Origin of the sequence: Roseovarius ramblicola (assembly GCF_042430665.1) — a bacterium.
Classification (GTDB): Bacteria; Pseudomonadota; Alphaproteobacteria; order Rhodobacterales; family Rhodobacteraceae; genus Roseovarius; species Roseovarius ramblicola.
Genome location: NZ_JBHMEC010000008.1, coordinates 334,922 through 351,613 on the forward strand (window position 1 = coordinate 334,922; position 16,692 = coordinate 351,613).

Below are 16,692 nucleotides of genomic sequence, written 5' to 3' on the forward strand. Positions count from 1 at the left end.
GAGGTCGGCAGCATGGGCACACCAATGAAGATCACCAGACGGACCACCCTTCTCGCAGGGGCCGCCGCGCTTGCCGGATGCGCCGGGCGGTCAAAGTTCCGCAGCTATCATGGCCCCGAGGTTACGCGCGTCATCGTCGACAAGGGCGCGCGCGAAATGTTCCTTTTGCACCAAGGGCGTATGCTAAAGCGCTACAAGGTCGACCTGGGCTTCGCCCCCGCCGGTCACAAGCGGTTCGAGGGCGATGGCCGAACGCCGGTGGGCGAGTACATCATCGACCGCCGCAATCCCGACAGCGCCTACCACCTGTCGCTCGGAATCTCTTATCCCGATGAGCAGGATATCGCCTATGCCCGCGCCCACGGACTGTCGCCCGGCGGCGACATCTTCATCCACGGCGACGCCAAAACCCTTGGTTTTCTTCGCTCTGACTGGACCGCGGGCTGCATTTCGGTGACCAACCGCGAGATGGAGGATGTCTATGCGATGGTGCGTAACGGCACGCCGATAACGCTGACCGCGTGATCAACTCCCCAGCGTCATCGTCCACCAAATCTTGCCGCCCGGGTCCTGATGCCAGGCAAAGCCCATCCGGCGCGCCTCGGATGACAGGATGACACGGCGGGTGACGTCGTCCTCCATCCAGGCGGCGAGGGTTTCGAGCTCGGTCTCATAGGTTTCCGAAATCGTTTCGCCTATGAATTCCCCTTCGTATTCAACGCGCTGTATCCTATCGAGCGGTGACGAACCGTCGGAGCCGAAATGCCACGGGCGCTCCTGAACCGACATGTCGCGGGAATGCGTCGCGGCGGCGGCTGTCAGCTTGTTGTCCAGGATGAGCGGTTTGACCCCGGCCCCTTCGCGAAGCGAATTGACGGCATCAAGCATCCGAAAGCGAACCTCGCGGGTTTCACCCGGCGATATCCGGTACACCCGCGGCAGTGGCTTGCCGTCGGGTCCCATCTGCGGCGACGACGCGGCGCAGGCCGCAAGCGCCAGAACGGCGCCCAGGAGTAGAACGTGAATGCGTATCATGATGCTGTGCCATCCAACTCTGTTTAGATTGCCTGCTTTAGCCCGGCCCCGGCGCTTTTTCAAACGGGCAGGAGCCCGAAATCGCATTGTCGCGCCCGTTTGAATTGCGATTGCGTCCTGAAAGACATACATTCATGTCAGTTGGCAGACAGGCGGAGTTCATACGATGTCATCATACATCCCCGGGAATATGAAACGGCGTGCGTTTCTCGCCGGAAGCGCGGCCATGGTCGGCGCGCCGGCCCTGGCGCAGAGCGTCGATGGTGTCGGCAGCGTCGAGATGGAGAGCGCGGTCACGCCATCGGTGCGGCGCAACATCTCGGCGTTCCGGATGCTCGACTGGCGACCTTATTTTTCCAACCTCAGGAACGGCGTTATCCTTTGCGATACCGATTCGCGCGCGGTACATTTCTGGGGCGAGGACGGCCAGACCTACAAGCTCTACCCCTCTTCCGTACCGCTGACGGACGAGTTGACGCGCCGGGGCCGCACGCGTGTGGTGCGCAAGGTCGAGGGGCCGGACTGGCGTCCCACGCCCTCCATGCTCGAGCGCAATCCCGAATGGCCTCCCTACGTGCCGCCGGGGCCGGACAATCCGCTCGGCACCCACGCGCTCTACCTGAGTTGGACCTATTATCGCATCCACGGCACCCACGACACGCGCAAGATCGGACGGCGGTCGTCCAGTGGCTGCATCGGGCTGTATAACGAGCATATCCAGGAGCTGTTCGCGCTCGCCAAGGTCGGCACGCAGGTGTTGTTGATTTGACGGGAAAAGGGCGGCAAACGCGCAGCTTGCGTCAAGATGAGTTTGCAATCTTCACAATTTGCTGATTATAGAGGCTTGTGAGGTAAGTCTTGGGTGCTTGGTCGTCTTTTCGTGGCCGGGCTCGAATCTGGAGGATCATGATGAAAAAACTCGTTCTCGCCGCCGCCTTTTCCGCCGCAGCATCCACCGGCTTTGCCGGAAACCTGGAAGAGCCTGTGGTCGAGGCACCGGTTATCGTCGAAGAAACCAACGCCAGCTCATCGGCCGCCGCCGTATGGGTGCCGCTGCTCCTGCTGGCGGTTGTCGCCGCGGTTGTCGTCGCCGACTGACAAAGTCTCTGTGCATGCGCACAAGGAAAGAGGCAGCGCCGGGGCGCTGCCTTTTTTCGTGCGGCTACGACGTCGTTGACAGTCAGTCGAGCCATCCCCCAAGATTGGTCTCCACGATGGACGACAGCGCGGCGATATGCGCGTCGTCATCGTTGAGGCATGGAATATAGGTGAAATCCTTGCCGCCGGCCTCCTCGAAACTTTCGCGGATTTCCTCGTTGATCTCTTCGAGCGTCTCGATGCAATCGGCGGAAAAGGCGGGGGCCATCACGGCGATATGTTTCTTGCCGTCCTCGCGCGCAAGGCGGGCCACCTCGTTCACAGTATAGGGCTTGAGCCACTCCTCGGGGCCGAACACGGACTGGAAGGTGGTGGTAATCTCTGTCTCTTCCCAGCCGAGACGCTCGCGCAGGAGCCGCGTCGTCTTCTGGCACTGGCAGTGATACGGGTCGCCCTGCATCAGGTACCGCTTGGGCATCCCGTGATAGGACACGACGAGCATCTCGGGGCGCGTCTGCGCCTCTCCATAGGCGCGTTCCACCGATTGCGCGAGCGCTTCGATATAGAGCGGATGCTCGAAATAGGGTTCGACGACGCGCGCCACAGGCTGCCACGTCTCCTGCATCAGCGCGCGAAAGAACTGGTCGTTGGCCGTGGCCGAGGTCGCCCCGGCGTAATGCGGATAGAGTGGAAAGAACAGGATGCGGGTACAGCCCGCCTGCGTTAGCGCGCGCACCTTCGACGTCGTTGACGGGTTGCCGTAGCGCATGCAGAAATCGACCATCACATCGTCGCCATAACGCGCGTGCAGCGCGTCAGCGAGCTTTGCGGTCTGATTGCGGGTTATGGTCATCAGCGGGCTTTCACCCTTTTCTTCGTTCCAGATCGACTTGTAGGCGGCGCCCGAGGTGAACGGCCGCTTGCTGAGGATGACGAGTTGAAGAAGCGGCTGCCATTTCCACGGCGCGTAGTCGATCACCCGACGATCCGAGAGAAACTCGTTGAGATAGCGCCGCATCGGCCAATAGCTGTAGTGATCCGGCGTACCGAGATTGGCCAGCAGGATGCCGGTTTTGGCGCGCGGCACCTTGGGGTGGTCGGCGGGGGCGTGGCTGGGGCGCGTCGCGTCGCGGTTGGCATCGAGCATGGCACAGGTGTCCCTTCTGGCGGATCACCGCTGACATAACGGTTACGCAAGCGGGGTCAATCTTCCAGCGGATTTTCCCGTGTTCCCAGGGCATCCGCCAGCCGCACGGTGGCCGAACCGGGGCGTTTGGGCTTGGGCTGGCCAGGGTCCGGCGCCCAGCCTGTGAGAAAGATCATCTCGGCGCTGACCCGTATACCGCCTTCGGGATGCGCAAAATCCCGCGCATAAATGTCGCAGGCCCGCGCCAGAACATCCCGTCGCAGCACCCGGCGCTGGCGCGCGTCCATCGCGTTGGTCTCACCCATGGCGCGTAGCTCGCGCATCAGCGCGAGGGTGTCATCATAGCGCAGGTCGAGCGGCAGCCGATCCGCCACCGGCAGAGCGAAGCCGGCGCGCTGCAACAATGCGCCGAGATCGCGGATGTCGCCCATCGGCAGCACACGCGGAGACAATCCCCCGGTCACGTCCGCTTCTGCCTGCGCCAGCGTGGCGCGTAATTCCTGAAGGCTTCCGCCCCCGAACAGCACCGCGAGCATCAGGCCGTCGGGGCAAAGCGCACGGCGCGACTGGACGAGCTGTCCCACCGGGTCGTCGGCCCAGTGCAGGCAGAGCGCGTGGATCACGAGGTCATGCGCCCCGGGTCGCAGCGCCAGCGTCTCGTCGTCGGTGACCACCGTCGCGCCGGGGTACTTCCCCTGCCAGAAATCGCGAAACCCGGTGACGATGGCGGGAGACGTAAAGGACTTGTTAACCATCTGCAGCCGATCCTCGATCTCCTCGGCGGCGAGCGCGTGCAGGAACAGTTTCGGCGCGCGCAGTGCGCGGGCACGCTGGCGGAACAGGGCGGATCGGTCGGTGAGCCTCGGCTGTGTCATGGGAGAAACCTAGAATGGCGCACGTGGCATTACAAATGGCGGTTCGCCTCGTCTATCCACCGCGCTGCACCCTGTGCGGTGCGACGGTGGATGACGCGTTTGGGCTGTGCGGTGCCTGCTGGCGCGATACGCCCTTCATCACCGGGCTGGTTTGCGACCTGTGCGGCAGCCCGCTGCCCGGCGACGCGGACGCCGGGGCGGTTCATTGCGATGACTGCCTCGCCACTGCGCGGCCGTGGTCGCACGGGCGGGCGGCGCTGCGCTATGACGCGAACGGGCGGCGTCTGGTGCTGGCGCTCAAGCATGGCGACCGGCACGATGTGGCGCTCCCCGCCGGCAAATGGCTCGCGCGGAGCGCGCAGCCGATGCTGTCGTCCGGCATGGTGGTCGCGCCCGTGCCGCTGCACTGGACGCGGCTGCTCGCGCGGCGATTCAACCAGTCGGCCCTGCTGTCGCGGGCCCTCGCGTGCGAGACCGGTCTTGCGCACATCTCCGATCTTCTGGTGCGCAAGCGACGGACGCGCCGCCTGAAGGGGCTCGACCGGGCCGCGCGCCACGCGGCGCTCGACGGTGCGATCCGTGTCAACCCGCGGCATCTCGGGTCGCTGCCGGGCGCGCGCCTGCTCCTCGTGGATGACGTGATGACTTCGGGAGCGACGTTTTCCGTGGCTGCACAGATCTGTTTCGCGGCGGGTGCGGAGGAAGTGTGTGTCCTCGCACTGGCGCGCGCGGCCCGGGATGCCTAAGTTCCTGCCAGAACAGGACAGGACGACACATGCCACAGATCGAAATCTACTCCTCGCCGCTTTGCGGCTTTTGCCATGCGGCCAAGCGGCTTCTGAAAAAGAAGGGTGCCGCCTTTTCCGAGATCAACGTGCTTGCGCAACCCAGGCGCAAGGCCGAGATGATGGGCCGTGCTGGCGGTCGCCACACGGTGCCGCAGATCTTCATAGGCGAGACCCATGTCGGCGGCTGCGACGAGCTCTATGCGCTCGACCGGGCGGGCAAGCTCGATACCCTGCTGCAGGGCTGAGCCATGCGCGCCGCTCTCCTTCAGCTTACCTCAGGCGATGATCCCGGCGACAACCTCGCCGTGGTGCGCGCGCGGATGCAAGAGGCGGCAGCGGACGGGGCTGAATTCATCCTAACCCCGGAGGTGACGAATTGCGTTTCGACCAGCCGCAGCCATCAGCGGGCGGTGGTGCGTCACGAGGCGGATGACCCGACGCTCGCCGCGCTCTGCGCCGAGGCAGACAGGCTCGGGGTATGGCTGCTCATCGGTTCGCTTGCCCTGAAGACCGACGATCCTGACGGACGGTTCGCCAACCGGTCCTTCCTGATCGGCGCCGATGGCGTGATCCGCGCGCGATATGACAAGATTCACATGTTCGATGTGGAGGTTAGCCCCGAGGAGACGTATCGAGAATCCGAGGGCTTTCGCCCGGGCACAAGCGCGGTTCTGGCTGATACGCCCTGGGGCCGGCTGGGGATGACGGTTTGTTACGATGTCCGGTTTCCCGGTCTCTATCGCCGTCTGGCGCAGTCGGGGGCGGAGATTCTGACTGTCCCGGCGGCGTTTTCACATGTTACCGGGGCTGCCCATTGGCAAAGTTTGCTGCGCGCCCGCGCCATCGAGACCGGGTGTTTCGTCCTCGCGCCCGCGCAGACCGGCACCCATTCAGCCAGCCGGGGGCAGGCGCGGCGCACGCACGGGCACAGCCTTGTCGTCGGTCCCTGGGGCGAGGTGATCGCCGATGGTGGCACCGGGGCCGGGATCATCACGGTTGATCTTGACCTGTTGGAGGTGGCACAAGCGCGCAGGCGTGTGCCGTCGCTGCGCCATGACCGGGATTTCGATGGCCCCTGAATGGAAGAGACTCAGAGCAATTCCCTCGCGGTCGCGCTTTTCAGCGAGATCCTCACGAACGATCAGTTGATTCGCTCGCGCCTGAGCCGCGTGCTGCCCAAGGGTATGGAAATCTCGCATTTCGCGGTACTCAACCACCTGGCCCGGACCGGCGAAGAGCGCAGCCCGGCGCAGCTTGCCAAGAGTTTTCATGTCACCCGCGGCGCCATGACAAACACACTGTCCAAGCTCGAATGGGCGGGCTACGTCCATATCCGTCCCGATTGGGAGGACGCGCGGCGCAAGATGGTGTCGATCAGCCGATCGGGAACAATGGCGCGCGATGCCGCCTTGCTGGCGATCACGCCAATGGTGTCGGAACTGATCGCCGATCTTGGAGAGGCGCGGGTGCGTTCAAGCCTGCCGGTGCTGCGCGAGCTGCGCGCCAAGCTCGAGGGTTGAGCGCCGGGGGCCGCACGCACCAGGCGGCCCCCGGCGGGTGCCTCAGGCGTCGGCGGTCCGGGGCTGGGCGGCCTGCCTGCGCTTGACTTCCTGCCGGTAGAGCTCCACGAAATCGATGCTTTCGAGGTTGAGCGGCGGGAAGCCGCCATCGCGGGTCACGTCGCTGACGATCCGGCGCATGAACGGGAATATCTGGCGCGGGCATTCAATCAGCAGGTAGGGATGCAACTGGTCGTCGGGCACGCCCTCGACGTGGAACACGCCGACATACTCCATTTCCATCAGGAACAGCACATCCTGGCTTTCCTTGTCCTGCGAGGTGATGTTGACCTTGCACGCCACTTCGTACTGGTGCTCCACGGACCGCTTCTTGGCGTCGAGACTGACAGACACCTGCACGTCAGGCTGGACCTCGCCGCCGGTGCCCCGTTGGGCGAGCACGTTCTCGAACGAGAGATCGCGTACGAACTGGGTAAGAATTTGCATCCGCATCTGCGGCGACGTCGCGCCTTCATCGGCTTGCGGGGCGGCGCCGTTATCCTGATCGGCCATCGGAGTCTCCTGGTGAAAATACGCTTCGCCAGTGCTTAGCAGGCGGCGCTGCGGGCCTCAATGCCTTGTCCAGCCGGAGGTCCCGCGCTCGACCGGGTCGACGGTCTCGTAATCGCCCTCGATGATGTCGGGTCGGGCCGGGCCACCACCGTCTCTGCCGCGTGCCCCGTGGACGATGATCCGCTCGCGTATCCGGGCAAAGATGACCTCGCGCACCGGCGGCAACAGCAGCGCAAAGCCGACCGTGTCGGTAAAGAACCCCGGCGTCAAAAGCAGCGCCCCGGCAAACAGGATCATTGCGCCGTGAACGAGCGGGGCAGAGGGATCGCCCTGCCCGTCGAGTGCGGCGCGCAGCCGGTTCATCTCGGCAAGCCCCTGCCGACGCAAAAGCGTGGTGCCGATCACGGCGGTCAGAACCACGACAGCCAGCGTCGGCCACAGCCCGATCAGGCCGCCCACCTCGATGAACAGCGCGATCTCGATCAGTGGCACCACGATAAAGGCGATCAGAAGCCACATTGGCAAACCCTTTCCTTTCGGGACCCTTGTGGTGGACTTGGCCCATCACGTCACCTACATAGGGATGCAAGAGACAGCCTGCCATGCCCCGCACGACAAGAGGTGCTCATGAATTCGCCGATCCTGCAATTGCTGGTGCTCGCCGGCATCGCCATTTTTCTCATTTTGCGGCTGAAGAGCGTTCTTGGCACGCGGGACGGCTTCGAGGGCCAGCCGCGCACCAAACCGGTCGAGAGGGCGGGCGAGCGACACGGCTTCGAGGTGATCGAGGGCGGCCCCGATCACGACATCATCGACAATGTTCCCGAGGATTCCGACGCCGCCGCGGCGCTCGCCGAGATGAAGCGCATCGAGCCCGATTTCGGCGTGACCGATTTCATCCAGGGGGCACGCGGCGCCTACGAGATGATCCTCATGGCCTTCGAGCGCGGCACGCTCGACGAGGTTACTCCGTTCCTGTCGCCGGATGTCTACGAGGCCTTCGCGGAGGTCGTGGATGCGCGGCAGCAGCAGGGGTTGACGGTCGAGGCTGAATTCGTGGGGGTGCGTCATATCTCGATCGGCGATGCCCGCTTCGATTCCGATGCGCGCCGCGCCGAGATCGACGTGCATTATGTCGGCGAGCTCATCACCGTCGTGCGCGACGCCAACGGCGAAATCGTCGAGGGCGAGCCGGGGCGCAGCAAGCGGCAGAAGGATAGCTGGACCTACGAGCGTATCATGGGCTCGGGCGATCCCAACTGGCGGCTCGTTGCTACGGGCGAATGACGGGCGCGCTTCGCGCGATCCTTCTCATGCTGGCGCTGTCGCCGGTCGCCCCGGTCAGCGCCGCGGATATCCGTAACGAGGTGGCCGATTTCGCCGACCTGCCGCGCTGGCCCCATGACGACCACGCTGCTGCGCTGTCGGTGTTTCTCGAGACATGTCCCGATATGGCGGGTGCCGATTGGCAGTCGCTCTGCGCATTGGCGCAGACGGATCCCGCGCCACGCACCTTCTTCGAGTTGTTCTTTCGCCCGGTCCTCATCACCGACGGGACTCCGGCGCTGTTCACAGGTTACTTCGAGCCCGAGCTGTTCGGTGCGCTGCGCCCCGACGCGCGCTATAGGCACCCGGTCTATCGCCTTCCGCCCGAGGCGCGGAATTCGAGTGTCTGGCTTTCGCGCCGGGAGATTGTGACCGGTGACGTCATGCAGGGGCGTGGACTCGAGATCGCCTGGGTGGACGATCCGGTGGAACTGTTCTTTCTCCAAATTCAGGGCTCGGGGCGCATCCGGCTGCCCGATGGGCGGGTGATCCGCGTGGGGTACGCGGGCTCCAACGGCCATTCCTACCGCTCCATCGGGGTCGAGCTTGTGCGGCGCGGCATCTACAAGGCGCATCAGGTTTCGGCGCAGGTCATCAAGAACTGGGTGCGGCGCAATCCCGTCGCCGGGCGCGAGCTCCTGCTTCACAACCCCTCCTACGTGTTCTTTCGCCGCATCGACGAGGTGCCGCCCGAGCGCGGCCCGCTGGGTGCGATGAACCGTTCGGTGACGCCGGGGCGCACCGTCGCGGTCGATCCCGCCCATGTGCCGCTCGGTGCGCCGGTCTGGATCGAGACGGAGGGCCACGACCCGATGCACCGCCTGATGGTGGCGCAGGACACCGGCTCGGCCATCAGGGGGCCTCAGCGCGCGGACATATTCTTTGGTGCCGGAGACGCGGCGGGCCGCCGCGCCGGGCGGCTGCGCGATAGGGGGCGGATGCTGGTTCTGATGCCGATTCAGCGCGCCTATGCCATGCTCACGGACCCGTTCGAATGACCCGAAAGCGGCAATTGCGTCCCGACGAGATGACCCTCTGGCAAGAGGTCGCGCGCCGCACGGAGCCGCTCGGCCCGAAGCGCAGGCAGGCGACGATGATGCCCGACAAGACGTCGACGCCGCCCGGCCCCGCTTCCGAAGAGGCCAGCCCCGTCCCTGCCTTCCGTCTCGGAGACGCAGCACGGGGAGATGGCCCGCGTCACGATGTGCTGCCGGGCATCGCCGAGCGGATTGCCGCGGCTCCGGTTGCAATGGACCGCAAGTCCTTCCACCGGCTCAAGCGGGGCAAGCTCGCCCCCGAAGCCAGGCTGGATCTGCACGGCATGACCCTGGACGATGCACATGGTGCGCTTACGGGGTTCATCCTGCGCGCGCACGGCGCGAACAAGCGGCTTGTGCTGGTGGTCACCGGCAAGGGCAAGGATCGCGATGACGGGGGCCCGATTCCGGTGCGGCACGGTGTGCTGCGCCACAACGTGCCGCAATGGTTGCGTCTGCCTCCGCTAGGACCACTGGTGCTTCAGGTGACCGAGGCCCATATCCGCCACGGCGGCGGCGGCGCCTATTACGTCTATCTAAGGCGCCGCAGGTAGGGCGGGGCGCGCGCGGGCCACACCGATCATCATCATGACGGTGGTAAAGGCGAAATAGCCCGCGATGACCACGAATTGCGCCTCGATCCCGAAGCCGAGATCAATGGCCAGCCCGGTGATGCCGGGGCCGAGGGCGGTGCCGAAAACCATGATCGCGGCCGCCATCGCCTTGATCCGGCCCATGTTGGCGCTGCCGTAGAATTCGGCCCAGAATGCGTTGGGAACGATGCTGTTGGCCCCAGTGGTCAGCCCGAGCATGACGAAACCCGCAAGCAGCAAGAGCGGCCCCTCGGCGACCGAGAACAGCAGGAACGCCGCGATCATCGGGATCTGGATGAACGGCAGCACCCGCGCCGTGCCAAGCCGGTCGAGGACCAGCCCCGAGAGCGCCATCGCCCCGACGGAGACGGCGGTATAGATCGGGAACATCGCCACAAGCTCGACATGCGCGATCTGTTTGACCTCCGCGATATAGACCTGTTGGAAGAAGAACGCGGTGTTGAAGGCCGACGGCCCGAGTAACGCCGGGACCATGAACCAGAACAGGAAATGCCCCAGCGCCTGTCCCCGCGTCCAGTGCCGCCCCTCCATTCCGAGCGACTGGCTGGTCTGCGCCCAGCTTTGCGGTGTGCGTTCGCGCCGCAGCAGCAGCAGCAGGAACGGGATGCCGAGGATCGCGATCGCAGACGCCACGAGCCACAGGCTGCGCCAGTCATGCGCGACAAGCAGCGAAGCGAATGTCAGTGGCAGGATCGCCTCGCCAAGCGCGTTGCCCAGCGTCGCCACCGATAGCGCCTTGCCCCGGCTGGCGACAAACCAGCGCGCCATCGCCACCACTGCGAGATGGCTCATCATCCCCTGCCCGGTAAATCGCAGCGCAAAAACGATCACCGGCAACAGCCACCACACCGGGTTGAGCGCCATGGAAAGACAGGCCAGCATCATCGCGACAAGCACCACCGGCGCAAGCACGCGCACGCGAAACAGGTCCGTCAGCCCCCCTGCCCAGACCATCACCAGCGCCGAGGCCGTGGTGCCGAGGCTGTATATACCGCCCCATTGCCCGTGGCTGAGATCGAAAACGGCGCGGATTTCCCCGGCAAAGACCGAAATGAAATAGGTCTGTCCGAAACTCGACAGGAAGGTGAGCAACACCCCCGCCGCGAGCCATGGTGCGTTGTCCCGGAGAAAAGCGAGAATCGACATGTGGTTTCGTCGCGCGAAACCTTCGCGAAGAAAAGCGGAAACTGACCGCGTGGCTGCAGTCCCGGCGTCGCCCATGCTTGTGATCAGTCGCAAGGGGGGCGCGGTGCACGTGCGAATCTGCTATCTTGCCCCGACCTTGCAATCTCCGGAGGCCCCATGCCCCGCCAGACCCGGCTCATCCTTTGCCCCATCAACCTGCGCCATGTGCAAATGGAATACTCGGCTTATACCGAGGCAGTCGAAATGGCGCGGCGACGCGGCGCGCGGCTCATCGTGGCGACGGTCGCGCCCGAGATCGAGCGCAACATGAATATCTACAATTCCGAAGCCTATTGGGGTGAGGAGCTCAAGAAATTCGTTGCCGCCCATCCCGCCGACGGGATCGATGTGGAACTGATCGTGCGTAAGGGGGCCACGCACCGCCAGATCGTCAAGCTTGCCGACGAGCGCAATGTCGATCTGATCGTGATGGAATCGGCCAACCCGAAGGTGCAGGATTACCTGCTCGGAACCACCGCCAGTCACGTCGTGACCCATGCCGAATGCTCGGTTTACGTGGTGCGGAACTAGCCCGGCAGCGCGCCGTCGAGCACGTATCGCAGGATATCGACCACCTGCTCCGGCTCCCGTGCCACGGCCAGCGCGGCGGCGTTCACCTCCTTGAGCGCGTGGTCGTGCTCGGCCGGTTGCAGCACGATCAGCGACTTGCCAAGCGCGGCGGCATAGCCCGCGTCGAAGGCGGCGTTCCACTGCTTGTACTTGTCGCCAAAGCGGACGACCACGATATCCGCCTCCGCAATCCCCTTGCGCGTGCGGATGGCGTTGACCATCGCGCCCTTGTGATCGTGCCAGTACTTGTCCGCCTCGTCCCCGAGGATCGCCACCCCGCAATCGTCACTCGCCGCGTGATCCGTCACCGGGGCCGAAAACGAGATATCGAGACCATCGGCCCCCGCGATGATCCGCTCGCGCCAATCTGTATGGATTTCGCCTGACAGGTATATCTTGAGCATCGCGTTATCCTCCTTCATCCGCGCAGCGTGCCGCCCGTGGCCTTCTGCACCTTGTCGATGATTTTTGCGCTGACCGCCTCGATATCGGCTTCCTTCAGCGTCTTGTCGCGGGGCTGCAGGCGCACGGTCATCGCCAGCGATTTCTTGCCCTCGCCCAGATTGCCACCGATGAACTCGTCAAAGATGCGCACGTCCTCGATGAGCTGCTTGTCGGCCCCGGCGGCGGCATTGACCAGCGTCAGCGCCTCGACCCCGCTATCCACGACAAAGGCGAAATCGCGCTCCACCGCCTGCAGGTCGCTGATCCCCAGCGCCCCGCGCGAGGCCGAGGCCCTGCGCGGCAGCGGGATTTCGGCGGGGTAAAGTGTATAGGCCATCACCGGCCCCTTCACGTCCAGCGCGCGCAGAACGCGTGGGTGCAGCTCGCCGAACACGCCCAGCACCTTCCTGGGCCCGAGGCAGATCATACCGTGCCGCCCGGGATGCCACCAATCGCCCGCGCCACGCAGGATCTGCACCTTGGCAGGCGCGCCCATCCCCGTCAGGATCGCCTCGGCATCGGCCTTGGCGTCGTATAGATCGGCGGCGCGCGCGCTGCCATGCACGTCCTTGGGGCTGGTCTGACCCACGAGGATGCCGCTCACCAGCAGGCTCTGCTCCTCCGGCTCGCCGCCGTGAAAGGCGTGGCCCACCTCAAAGAGCGCGATGTCCATGATCCCGCGCGCCTGATTGCGGGCCGCCGCCTGCAACAGGCCGGGCAGCAGGGCAGGGCGCAGATGGCTCATCTCTGAACTGATCGGGTTGGCGAGCCTTGTGGCGTCCCCGCCGCCGCCGAAGAGCGCCGCCGCCTCGCGGTCGATGAAGCTGTAGGTGACGCATTCGTTGTAGCCGAGCGCCGCCGCACCGCGCCGCGCGATCTGCGCGCGTTTCTGCATCGGGCTGAGGATCGGCTTGGGCACACCGGGCTGTACCCGGGCCATCGGGCGGCCCTCGAGCCTGGTCAAGGATGCGATCCGCGCCACCTCCTCGACGAGGTCCGCCTCGCCCATGATGTCGGGCCGCCAGCTTGGCACATGCGCCATGCTGCCCTCGAGCCGGAAGCCGAGCGCCGTCAGCGTCTGCCGCTGATCACTCTCGGGGATGTCCATGCCGACGAGCGAGCGCACCCGCGCAGGATCGAGCCGGTAGGCACGCGCCGTGTCCGGCACCTTGCCCGCCACCACGCGGTTCGACGGCGCACCTCCGCACAGGTCGAGGATCATCTGTGTCGCGAGATCCAGCGCCTCGTGATTGAACGCCGGGTCGATGCCGCGCTCGTTGCGATAGCGCGCATCGGAATTGATCTTGAGTGCACGGCCCGTGGTCGCGATCTGGACGTGATCCCACACCGCCGCCTCGAGAAAGACGTTGACCGTCTCTTCGGTGCAGCCGGTCGCCAGCCCGCCCATGATTCCGCCGATGCTCTCGATGCCCGTGTCGTCCGAGATCACCACCTGACCAGGGCCGAAGGTGTAGTCCTTCTCATCGAGGCCGGTCAGCGTCTCGCCTCCCCTGGTGCGATGCACCCGCAGATCGCCGGCCACCTTGTCCGCGTCAAAGACATGCAGCGGGCGGTTGCGGTCATAGGTGAAGAAATTTGTGATATCGACAAGCGCCGATATGGGCCGCAGCCCGATGGCACGCAGCCGGTCCTGAAGCCAGGCAGGGGAGGGGCGGTTCTGCACCCCGCGGATGAGCCGCCCGGCAAAGACGTGACAGCCGCCCTCGGCGGTATCCTCGTCGATGACGATGCCGACGGGGCAGGTGAACTGCCCTTCGATATCCGCCGTCGCGGCAGGCTTCAGCGTACCGAGCCCGCGAGCCGCCAGATCGCGCGCTATCCCCCGCACGCCGAGCGCGTCGGGCCGGTTCGGCGTGATTGCGATCTCGATCACCGGATCCACCTTGGCCGGGTCGTTCTCGGCCAGCCAGTCGGTGAACCGCTCGCCCACCTCGCCCGAAGGCAGTTCGATAATGCCGTCGTGCTCCTCCGACAGCTCCATCTCGCGCTCCGAGCACATCATGCCGTGGCTCTCGATCCCGCGGATCTTGCCCACCCCGATGGTGGTGTCGATGCCGGGCACGTAGACACCCGGCTTGGCGATCACCACGGTGATCCCTTCGCGCGCGTTGGGAGCCCCGCAGATGATCTGCGTCTCGCCCGCATCGGTCGCCACCCGGCAGACCCGCAGCTTGTCGGCATCGGGATGCTTCTCGGCGCTGATCACCTTGCCGATGGTGAAATCGCGCAGCCGCGCCGCCGGGTCGCTCACGCTCTCCACCTCGAGGCCGAGATCGGTCAACGTCTCTGTGATCTCGTCCACGTTGGCCGAGGTGTCGAGGTGATCCTTGAGCCAGGACAGTGTGAATTTCATGGGTCTTTCCGCCTGCAGTGCCGGGTCACTCCGCGCTTTAGCGGATATGGCGGGCATGGAAAACCCCGCTTCGCGGCGGGGCTTTCCGCGTTTGGCGGTGGTGGGCGGGGTCAGCCTGTCCAGCGCCCCGAAAAGTCGAAGGCGTTGTCATAGCCAAAGAGCGCGACCGCCCCGCCGGTATGGAGGAACACGACCCGCTCGCCCTTCTTGAAATGACCCTTGCGAATGAGGTCGATAAAGCCCGCCGCGCCCTTGGCCGAATAGACCGGATCGAGCAGGATCGCCTCCAGTTCCGCGAACATACGGATTGCCTCGATGCCGCTCTCCGTCGGGATGCCATAGCCCTCGCCCACGTAATCGGTGTTGGCAACCACGTCCTCACGCGCCACCACGCCCGCACAGCCCAGCTTGTCCGCCGTCGCACAGGCGAGGTTGTAGACGTTCTCCTCCTGCTTGGGCTTCGGCGCGCGCACCCCGATCCCCAACAGCGGGATTTGCGCGTTCATCGCCTTGAGCCCGGTAATCAGCCCCGCCTGCGTGCCCGCGCTGCCGGTGGCATGCACGATATGGTCCACCTTGAGCGCGCGGTCGTTGAACTGCGCCAGCATCTCGAAGGCACAATTGACATAGCCAAGCGCACCTGTGGGGTTCGAGCCTCCGCCGGGGATCGTGTAGACGCGGCGACCCTCGGCGCGAAACCGCTCGGCGACCTGTTCCATTTCGGCGTTCATGTCGCCGCCGCCGGGGCGCTTCTCGGTCGTCGCCCCGTGCAGGTGATCAAGCAGCACGTTGCCGTTGTTGTTGTAGTTGGCATTGTTCGAGCCGGTCCGGTCCTCCAGCAGGATATGGCACGCCATCCCCATCTTGGCGGCGAAGGCGGCGGTCTGGCGGGCGTGGTTCGACTGCGTGGCGCCTTGCGTCATCACCATGTCGGTACCCTGCGCCTCGGCCTCGGCCATCAGGAATTCGAGCTTGCGGGTCTTGTTGCCGCCGGTGCTGAGGCCGGTGCAATCGTCCCGCTTGATCCAGATTTCCGGGCCACCCAACTCGGCGCTCAGCCGGTCGAGTCGTTCGAGCGGGGTGGGCAGGTGCGCGAGGAAATGGCGGGGAAAGCGGGCGAGATGCATGAGACGGCCTCCGGTTAATATGCGTTTATCGGATATTATGGCGTGACAAAAACGCTGTCCAATGCCAATCCTGCCAAAGATCATGCAGAATATGCAATATGCGCCTCGAATGGCTTGACGATATCCTGGCCGTGGCCGACGCTGGATCGCTGGCGCGCGCTGCCGAGTTGCGCCATGTCAGCCAGCCGGCGCTCACCCGGCGACTGCGTGCGATCGAGGCGGCCTTGGGCGTGCCGCTCTTCGAGCGTCGCCACAAGCCGCTGACGCTCCTGCCCGAGATCGCGCCACACTTGCCCGCCATGCGCAGCCTCGCCGCGCAGTTGCGGCAGTTGCGCGACGGGCTGGCGCAGAGCGGTGGCGCACGCGGCCTGACGCTCGCCTGCCAGCACGCGATCACAACCACCCATTCACCCGCCATCGTCGCCGCCCTGACCCGGGGACAGGCGCGTCCCGTGCGCGTGCGCTCAGAGAACCGCGAGGATTGCCTGCTGCGGCTCCTTGCCGCCGAGGCTGATCTCGCCGTGGTCTACGACGTGCCACATATCGCGCCGCTCGCGCCGGGTGGTGCCTTCGAGCGCCTGTCGCTTGGCTCCGAGCGCCTGATCCCCGTGGCCGCGCCCGGCCTGCCGACCGGGGGCGAATTGCCCTATATCGGGTATCCCGGCGATGTCTTTCTCGGGCAGGTGATGGATCGGGCGCTCCTGCCCCGGATCGGGCCGGACCGGCGCTTGCGCCGCTGTGCCGAGACGGCGCTCACACTGGCCGCGCACGAATACGCGCGTCGCGGAATCGGAGTGGCGTGGCTGCCGGAATCGATGGCGCGCGAAGACCTGTCTTCAGGACGGCTCGTCCGCCTCGCCCGCGACGTCCCGGCGCTGGATATGGAGATATGGATGATCCGCCTGCCCCGCGCGGTTGGTGGCGGCTGCGACGAGGACTGGCAGCGGCTGGCAGACACGCTCAGCCTTGCGCCCCCGACGCCGCTTTGATTTAAGCATCG

General features: G+C 65.3%; 21 protein-coding genes. 12 read left to right on the forward strand and 9 right to left on the reverse strand.

Annotated elements, in window-relative coordinates; translation table 11 throughout:
* Nucleotides 1-24: 24 nt before the first annotated feature.
* Nucleotides 25-525 (forward strand): L,D-transpeptidase family protein, encoded by a 501-nt coding sequence (locus ACFFU4_RS05125; RefSeq protein ID WP_377067716.1) that lies wholly within the window; start codon nt 25-27, stop codon nt 523-525.
* On the opposite strand, the gene dalA is transcribed toward ACFFU4_RS05125, so the two are convergent.
* Nucleotides 526-1,035: a divisome-associated lipoprotein DalA gene (gene dalA, locus ACFFU4_RS05130; protein WP_377067829.1), complete on the reverse strand. Its 510-nt coding sequence runs from the start codon at nt 1,033-1,035 to the stop codon at nt 526-528.
* A gap of 190 nt (nt 1,036-1,225) precedes the next feature.
* On the opposite strand from dalA, the gene ACFFU4_RS05135 reads away from it, so the two are divergent.
* Together ACFFU4_RS05135 and ACFFU4_RS05140 are read left to right on the forward strand one after the other, a co-directional pair.
* A complete protein-coding gene (locus ACFFU4_RS05135) occupies nt 1,226-1,804 on the forward strand; it encodes a L,D-transpeptidase (RefSeq protein WP_377067718.1) in 579 nt (192 codons plus the stop codon).
* A 140-nt stretch (nt 1,805-1,944) separates the two neighbouring features.
* Nucleotides 1,945-2,133, forward strand: a complete 189-nt coding sequence (locus ACFFU4_RS05140) for a hypothetical protein (protein WP_377067720.1) — start codon at nt 1,945-1,947, stop codon at nt 2,131-2,133.
* Nucleotides 2,134-2,215: 82 nt separating this feature from the next.
* Here ACFFU4_RS05140 and hemH read toward each other — a convergent pair whose 3' ends face one another.
* Both hemH and ACFFU4_RS05150 read right to left on the reverse strand, forming a co-directional pair.
* The gene (gene hemH, locus ACFFU4_RS05145; RefSeq protein WP_377067722.1) at nt 2,216-3,280 is read right to left on the reverse strand and encodes a ferrochelatase; all 1,065 of its coding nucleotides are present in this window, start codon (nt 3,278-3,280) and stop codon (nt 2,216-2,218) included.
* 56 nt (nt 3,281-3,336) lie between these two features.
* Nucleotides 3,337-4,155 (reverse strand): methyltransferase domain-containing protein, encoded by an 819-nt coding sequence (locus tag ACFFU4_RS05150; protein WP_377067724.1) that lies wholly within the window; start codon nt 4,153-4,155, stop codon nt 3,337-3,339.
* A 23-nt stretch (nt 4,156-4,178) separates the two neighbouring features.
* Between ACFFU4_RS05150 and ACFFU4_RS05155 the strand changes: the two genes are divergently transcribed.
* Genes ACFFU4_RS05155 through ACFFU4_RS05170 form a run of 4 tightly spaced genes read left to right on the forward strand, consistent with a single transcriptional unit; the run spans nt 4,179 to nt 6,463 of the window.
* A complete protein-coding gene (locus tag ACFFU4_RS05155; RefSeq protein ID WP_377067831.1) occupies nt 4,179-4,901 on the forward strand; it encodes a double zinc ribbon domain-containing protein in 723 nt (240 codons plus the stop codon).
* 29 nt (nt 4,902-4,930) lie between these two features.
* Complete coding sequence (gene grxC / locus ACFFU4_RS05160; protein WP_377067726.1) at nt 4,931-5,188, forward strand: glutaredoxin 3; 258 nt, start codon at nt 4,931-4,933, stop codon at nt 5,186-5,188.
* Nucleotides 5,189-5,191: 3 nt separating this feature from the next.
* On the forward strand, nt 5,192-6,022 hold the full coding sequence (locus tag ACFFU4_RS05165; RefSeq protein ID WP_377067728.1) for a carbon-nitrogen hydrolase family protein: 831 nt from the start codon (nt 5,192-5,194) through the stop codon (nt 6,020-6,022).
* Complete coding sequence (locus ACFFU4_RS05170) at nt 6,023-6,463, forward strand: MarR family winged helix-turn-helix transcriptional regulator (protein ID WP_377067730.1); 441 nt, start codon at nt 6,023-6,025, stop codon at nt 6,461-6,463. It begins immediately after the preceding gene.
* Between the two features lie 42 nt (nt 6,464-6,505).
* Here the strand turns inward: ACFFU4_RS05170 and secB are convergent, their stop codons facing one another.
* A complete protein-coding gene (secB, locus tag ACFFU4_RS05175; protein ID WP_377067732.1) occupies nt 6,506-7,015 on the reverse strand; it encodes a protein-export chaperone SecB in 510 nt (169 codons plus the stop codon).
* 57 nt (nt 7,016-7,072) lie between these two features.
* A complete protein-coding gene (locus tag ACFFU4_RS05180; RefSeq protein WP_377067734.1) occupies nt 7,073-7,534 on the reverse strand; it encodes an FxsA family protein in 462 nt (153 codons plus the stop codon).
* Between the two features lie 108 nt (nt 7,535-7,642).
* On the opposite strand from ACFFU4_RS05180, the gene ACFFU4_RS05185 reads away from it, so the two are divergent.
* Genes ACFFU4_RS05185 through ACFFU4_RS05195 form a run of 3 tightly spaced genes read left to right on the forward strand, consistent with a single transcriptional unit; the run spans nt 7,643 to nt 9,932 of the window.
* Nucleotides 7,643-8,302: a Tim44/TimA family putative adaptor protein gene (locus ACFFU4_RS05185; protein ID WP_377067736.1), complete on the forward strand. Its 660-nt coding sequence runs from the start codon at nt 7,643-7,645 to the stop codon at nt 8,300-8,302.
* Nucleotides 8,299-9,339 carry a murein transglycosylase A gene (mltA, locus tag ACFFU4_RS05190; protein WP_377067738.1) on the forward strand — a complete coding sequence of 347 codons (1,041 nt, stop codon included), beginning with the start codon at nt 8,299-8,301 and terminating at the stop codon, nt 9,337-9,339. The genes ACFFU4_RS05185 and mltA overlap by 4 nt, the downstream gene beginning before the upstream one ends.
* Nucleotides 9,336-9,932 (forward strand): Smr/MutS family protein, encoded by a 597-nt coding sequence (locus tag ACFFU4_RS05195; RefSeq protein WP_377067740.1) that lies wholly within the window; start codon nt 9,336-9,338, stop codon nt 9,930-9,932. The genes mltA and ACFFU4_RS05195 overlap by 4 nt, the downstream gene beginning before the upstream one ends.
* On the opposite strand, the gene ACFFU4_RS05200 is transcribed toward ACFFU4_RS05195, so the two are convergent.
* Nucleotides 9,915-11,138 (reverse strand): MFS transporter, encoded by a 1,224-nt coding sequence (locus tag ACFFU4_RS05200; protein ID WP_377067742.1) that lies wholly within the window; start codon nt 11,136-11,138, stop codon nt 9,915-9,917. The two genes, ACFFU4_RS05195 and ACFFU4_RS05200, sit on opposite strands and share 18 nt — an antisense overlap.
* A gap of 156 nt (nt 11,139-11,294) precedes the next feature.
* Here ACFFU4_RS05200 and ACFFU4_RS05205 point away from each other — a divergent pair, with 156 nt between their 5' ends.
* On the forward strand, nt 11,295-11,708 hold the full coding sequence (locus tag ACFFU4_RS05205) for a universal stress protein (RefSeq protein WP_377067744.1): 414 nt from the start codon (nt 11,295-11,297) through the stop codon (nt 11,706-11,708).
* On the opposite strand, the gene ACFFU4_RS05210 is transcribed toward ACFFU4_RS05205, so the two are convergent.
* The 3 genes from ACFFU4_RS05210 to cuyA all read right to left on the reverse strand — a co-directional run bounded on the left by ACFFU4_RS05210 (nt 11,705) and on the right by cuyA (nt 15,692).
* Entirely contained in the window at nt 11,705-12,151 is a 447-nt protein-coding gene (locus ACFFU4_RS05210; RefSeq protein WP_377067745.1) for a YtoQ family protein, read from the reverse strand. The genes ACFFU4_RS05205 and ACFFU4_RS05210 overlap by 4 nt on opposite strands.
* A 14-nt stretch (nt 12,152-12,165) precedes the next feature.
* Nucleotides 12,166-14,565 (reverse strand): phenylalanine--tRNA ligase subunit beta, encoded by a 2,400-nt coding sequence (pheT, locus tag ACFFU4_RS05215; RefSeq protein WP_377067747.1) that lies wholly within the window; start codon nt 14,563-14,565, stop codon nt 12,166-12,168.
* 110 nt (nt 14,566-14,675) lie between these two features.
* Entirely contained in the window at nt 14,676-15,692 is a 1,017-nt protein-coding gene (gene cuyA, locus ACFFU4_RS05220; RefSeq protein WP_377067749.1) for a D-cysteate sulfo-lyase, read from the reverse strand.
* A gap of 98 nt (nt 15,693-15,790) precedes the next feature.
* Here cuyA and ACFFU4_RS05225 point away from each other — a divergent pair, with 98 nt between their 5' ends.
* On the forward strand, nt 15,791-16,681 hold the full coding sequence (locus ACFFU4_RS05225) for a LysR family transcriptional regulator (RefSeq protein WP_377067751.1): 891 nt from the start codon (nt 15,791-15,793) through the stop codon (nt 16,679-16,681).
* Nucleotides 16,682-16,692: the final 11 nt, after the last annotated feature.

Bases quoted from the DNA above. Each gene is read 5' to 3' on its own strand.
- ACFFU4_RS05140 (WP_377067720.1), top strand. From the start codon at position 1,945: ATGAAAAAACTCGTTCTCGCCGCCGCCTTTTCCGCCGCAGCATCCACC.
- ACFFU4_RS05195 (WP_377067740.1), top strand. From the start codon at position 9,336: ATGACCCGAAAGCGGCAATTGCGTCCCGACGAGATGACCCTCTGGCAA.
- ACFFU4_RS05125 (WP_377067716.1), top strand. From the start codon at position 25: ATGAAGATCACCAGACGGACCACCCTTCTCGCAGGGGCCGCCGCGCTT.
- ACFFU4_RS05210 (WP_377067745.1), bottom strand. From the start codon at position 12,151: ATGCTCAAGATATACCTGTCAGGCGAAATCCATACAGATTGGCGCGAG.
- mltA (WP_377067738.1), top strand. From the start codon at position 8,299: ATGACGGGCGCGCTTCGCGCGATCCTTCTCATGCTGGCGCTGTCGCCG.
- ACFFU4_RS05150 (WP_377067724.1), bottom strand. From the start codon at position 4,155: ATGACACAGCCGAGGCTCACCGACCGATCCGCCCTGTTCCGCCAGCGT.
- ACFFU4_RS05165 (WP_377067728.1), top strand. From the start codon at position 5,192: ATGCGCGCCGCTCTCCTTCAGCTTACCTCAGGCGATGATCCCGGCGAC.
- ACFFU4_RS05170 (WP_377067730.1), top strand. From the start codon at position 6,023: ATGGAAGAGACTCAGAGCAATTCCCTCGCGGTCGCGCTTTTCAGCGAG.
- ACFFU4_RS05225 (WP_377067751.1), top strand. From the start codon at position 15,791: ATGCGCCTCGAATGGCTTGACGATATCCTGGCCGTGGCCGACGCTGGA.
- ACFFU4_RS05185 (WP_377067736.1), top strand. From the start codon at position 7,643: ATGAATTCGCCGATCCTGCAATTGCTGGTGCTCGCCGGCATCGCCATT.
- pheT (WP_377067747.1), bottom strand. From the start codon at position 14,565: ATGAAATTCACACTGTCCTGGCTCAAGGATCACCTCGACACCTCGGCC.
- ACFFU4_RS05205 (WP_377067744.1), top strand. From the start codon at position 11,295: ATGCCCCGCCAGACCCGGCTCATCCTTTGCCCCATCAACCTGCGCCAT.
- secB (WP_377067732.1), bottom strand. From the start codon at position 7,015: ATGGCCGATCAGGATAACGGCGCCGCCCCGCAAGCCGATGAAGGCGCG.
- ACFFU4_RS05135 (WP_377067718.1), top strand. From the start codon at position 1,226: ATGAAACGGCGTGCGTTTCTCGCCGGAAGCGCGGCCATGGTCGGCGCG.
- cuyA (WP_377067749.1), bottom strand. From the start codon at position 15,692: ATGCATCTCGCCCGCTTTCCCCGCCATTTCCTCGCGCACCTGCCCACC.
- grxC (WP_377067726.1), top strand. From the start codon at position 4,931: ATGCCACAGATCGAAATCTACTCCTCGCCGCTTTGCGGCTTTTGCCAT.
- ACFFU4_RS05180 (WP_377067734.1), bottom strand. From the start codon at position 7,534: ATGTGGCTTCTGATCGCCTTTATCGTGGTGCCACTGATCGAGATCGCG.
- hemH (WP_377067722.1), bottom strand. From the start codon at position 3,280: ATGCTCGATGCCAACCGCGACGCGACGCGCCCCAGCCACGCCCCCGCC.
- ACFFU4_RS05200 (WP_377067742.1), bottom strand. From the start codon at position 11,138: ATGTCGATTCTCGCTTTTCTCCGGGACAACGCACCATGGCTCGCGGCG.
- dalA (WP_377067829.1), bottom strand. From the start codon at position 1,035: ATGATACGCATTCACGTTCTACTCCTGGGCGCCGTTCTGGCGCTTGCG.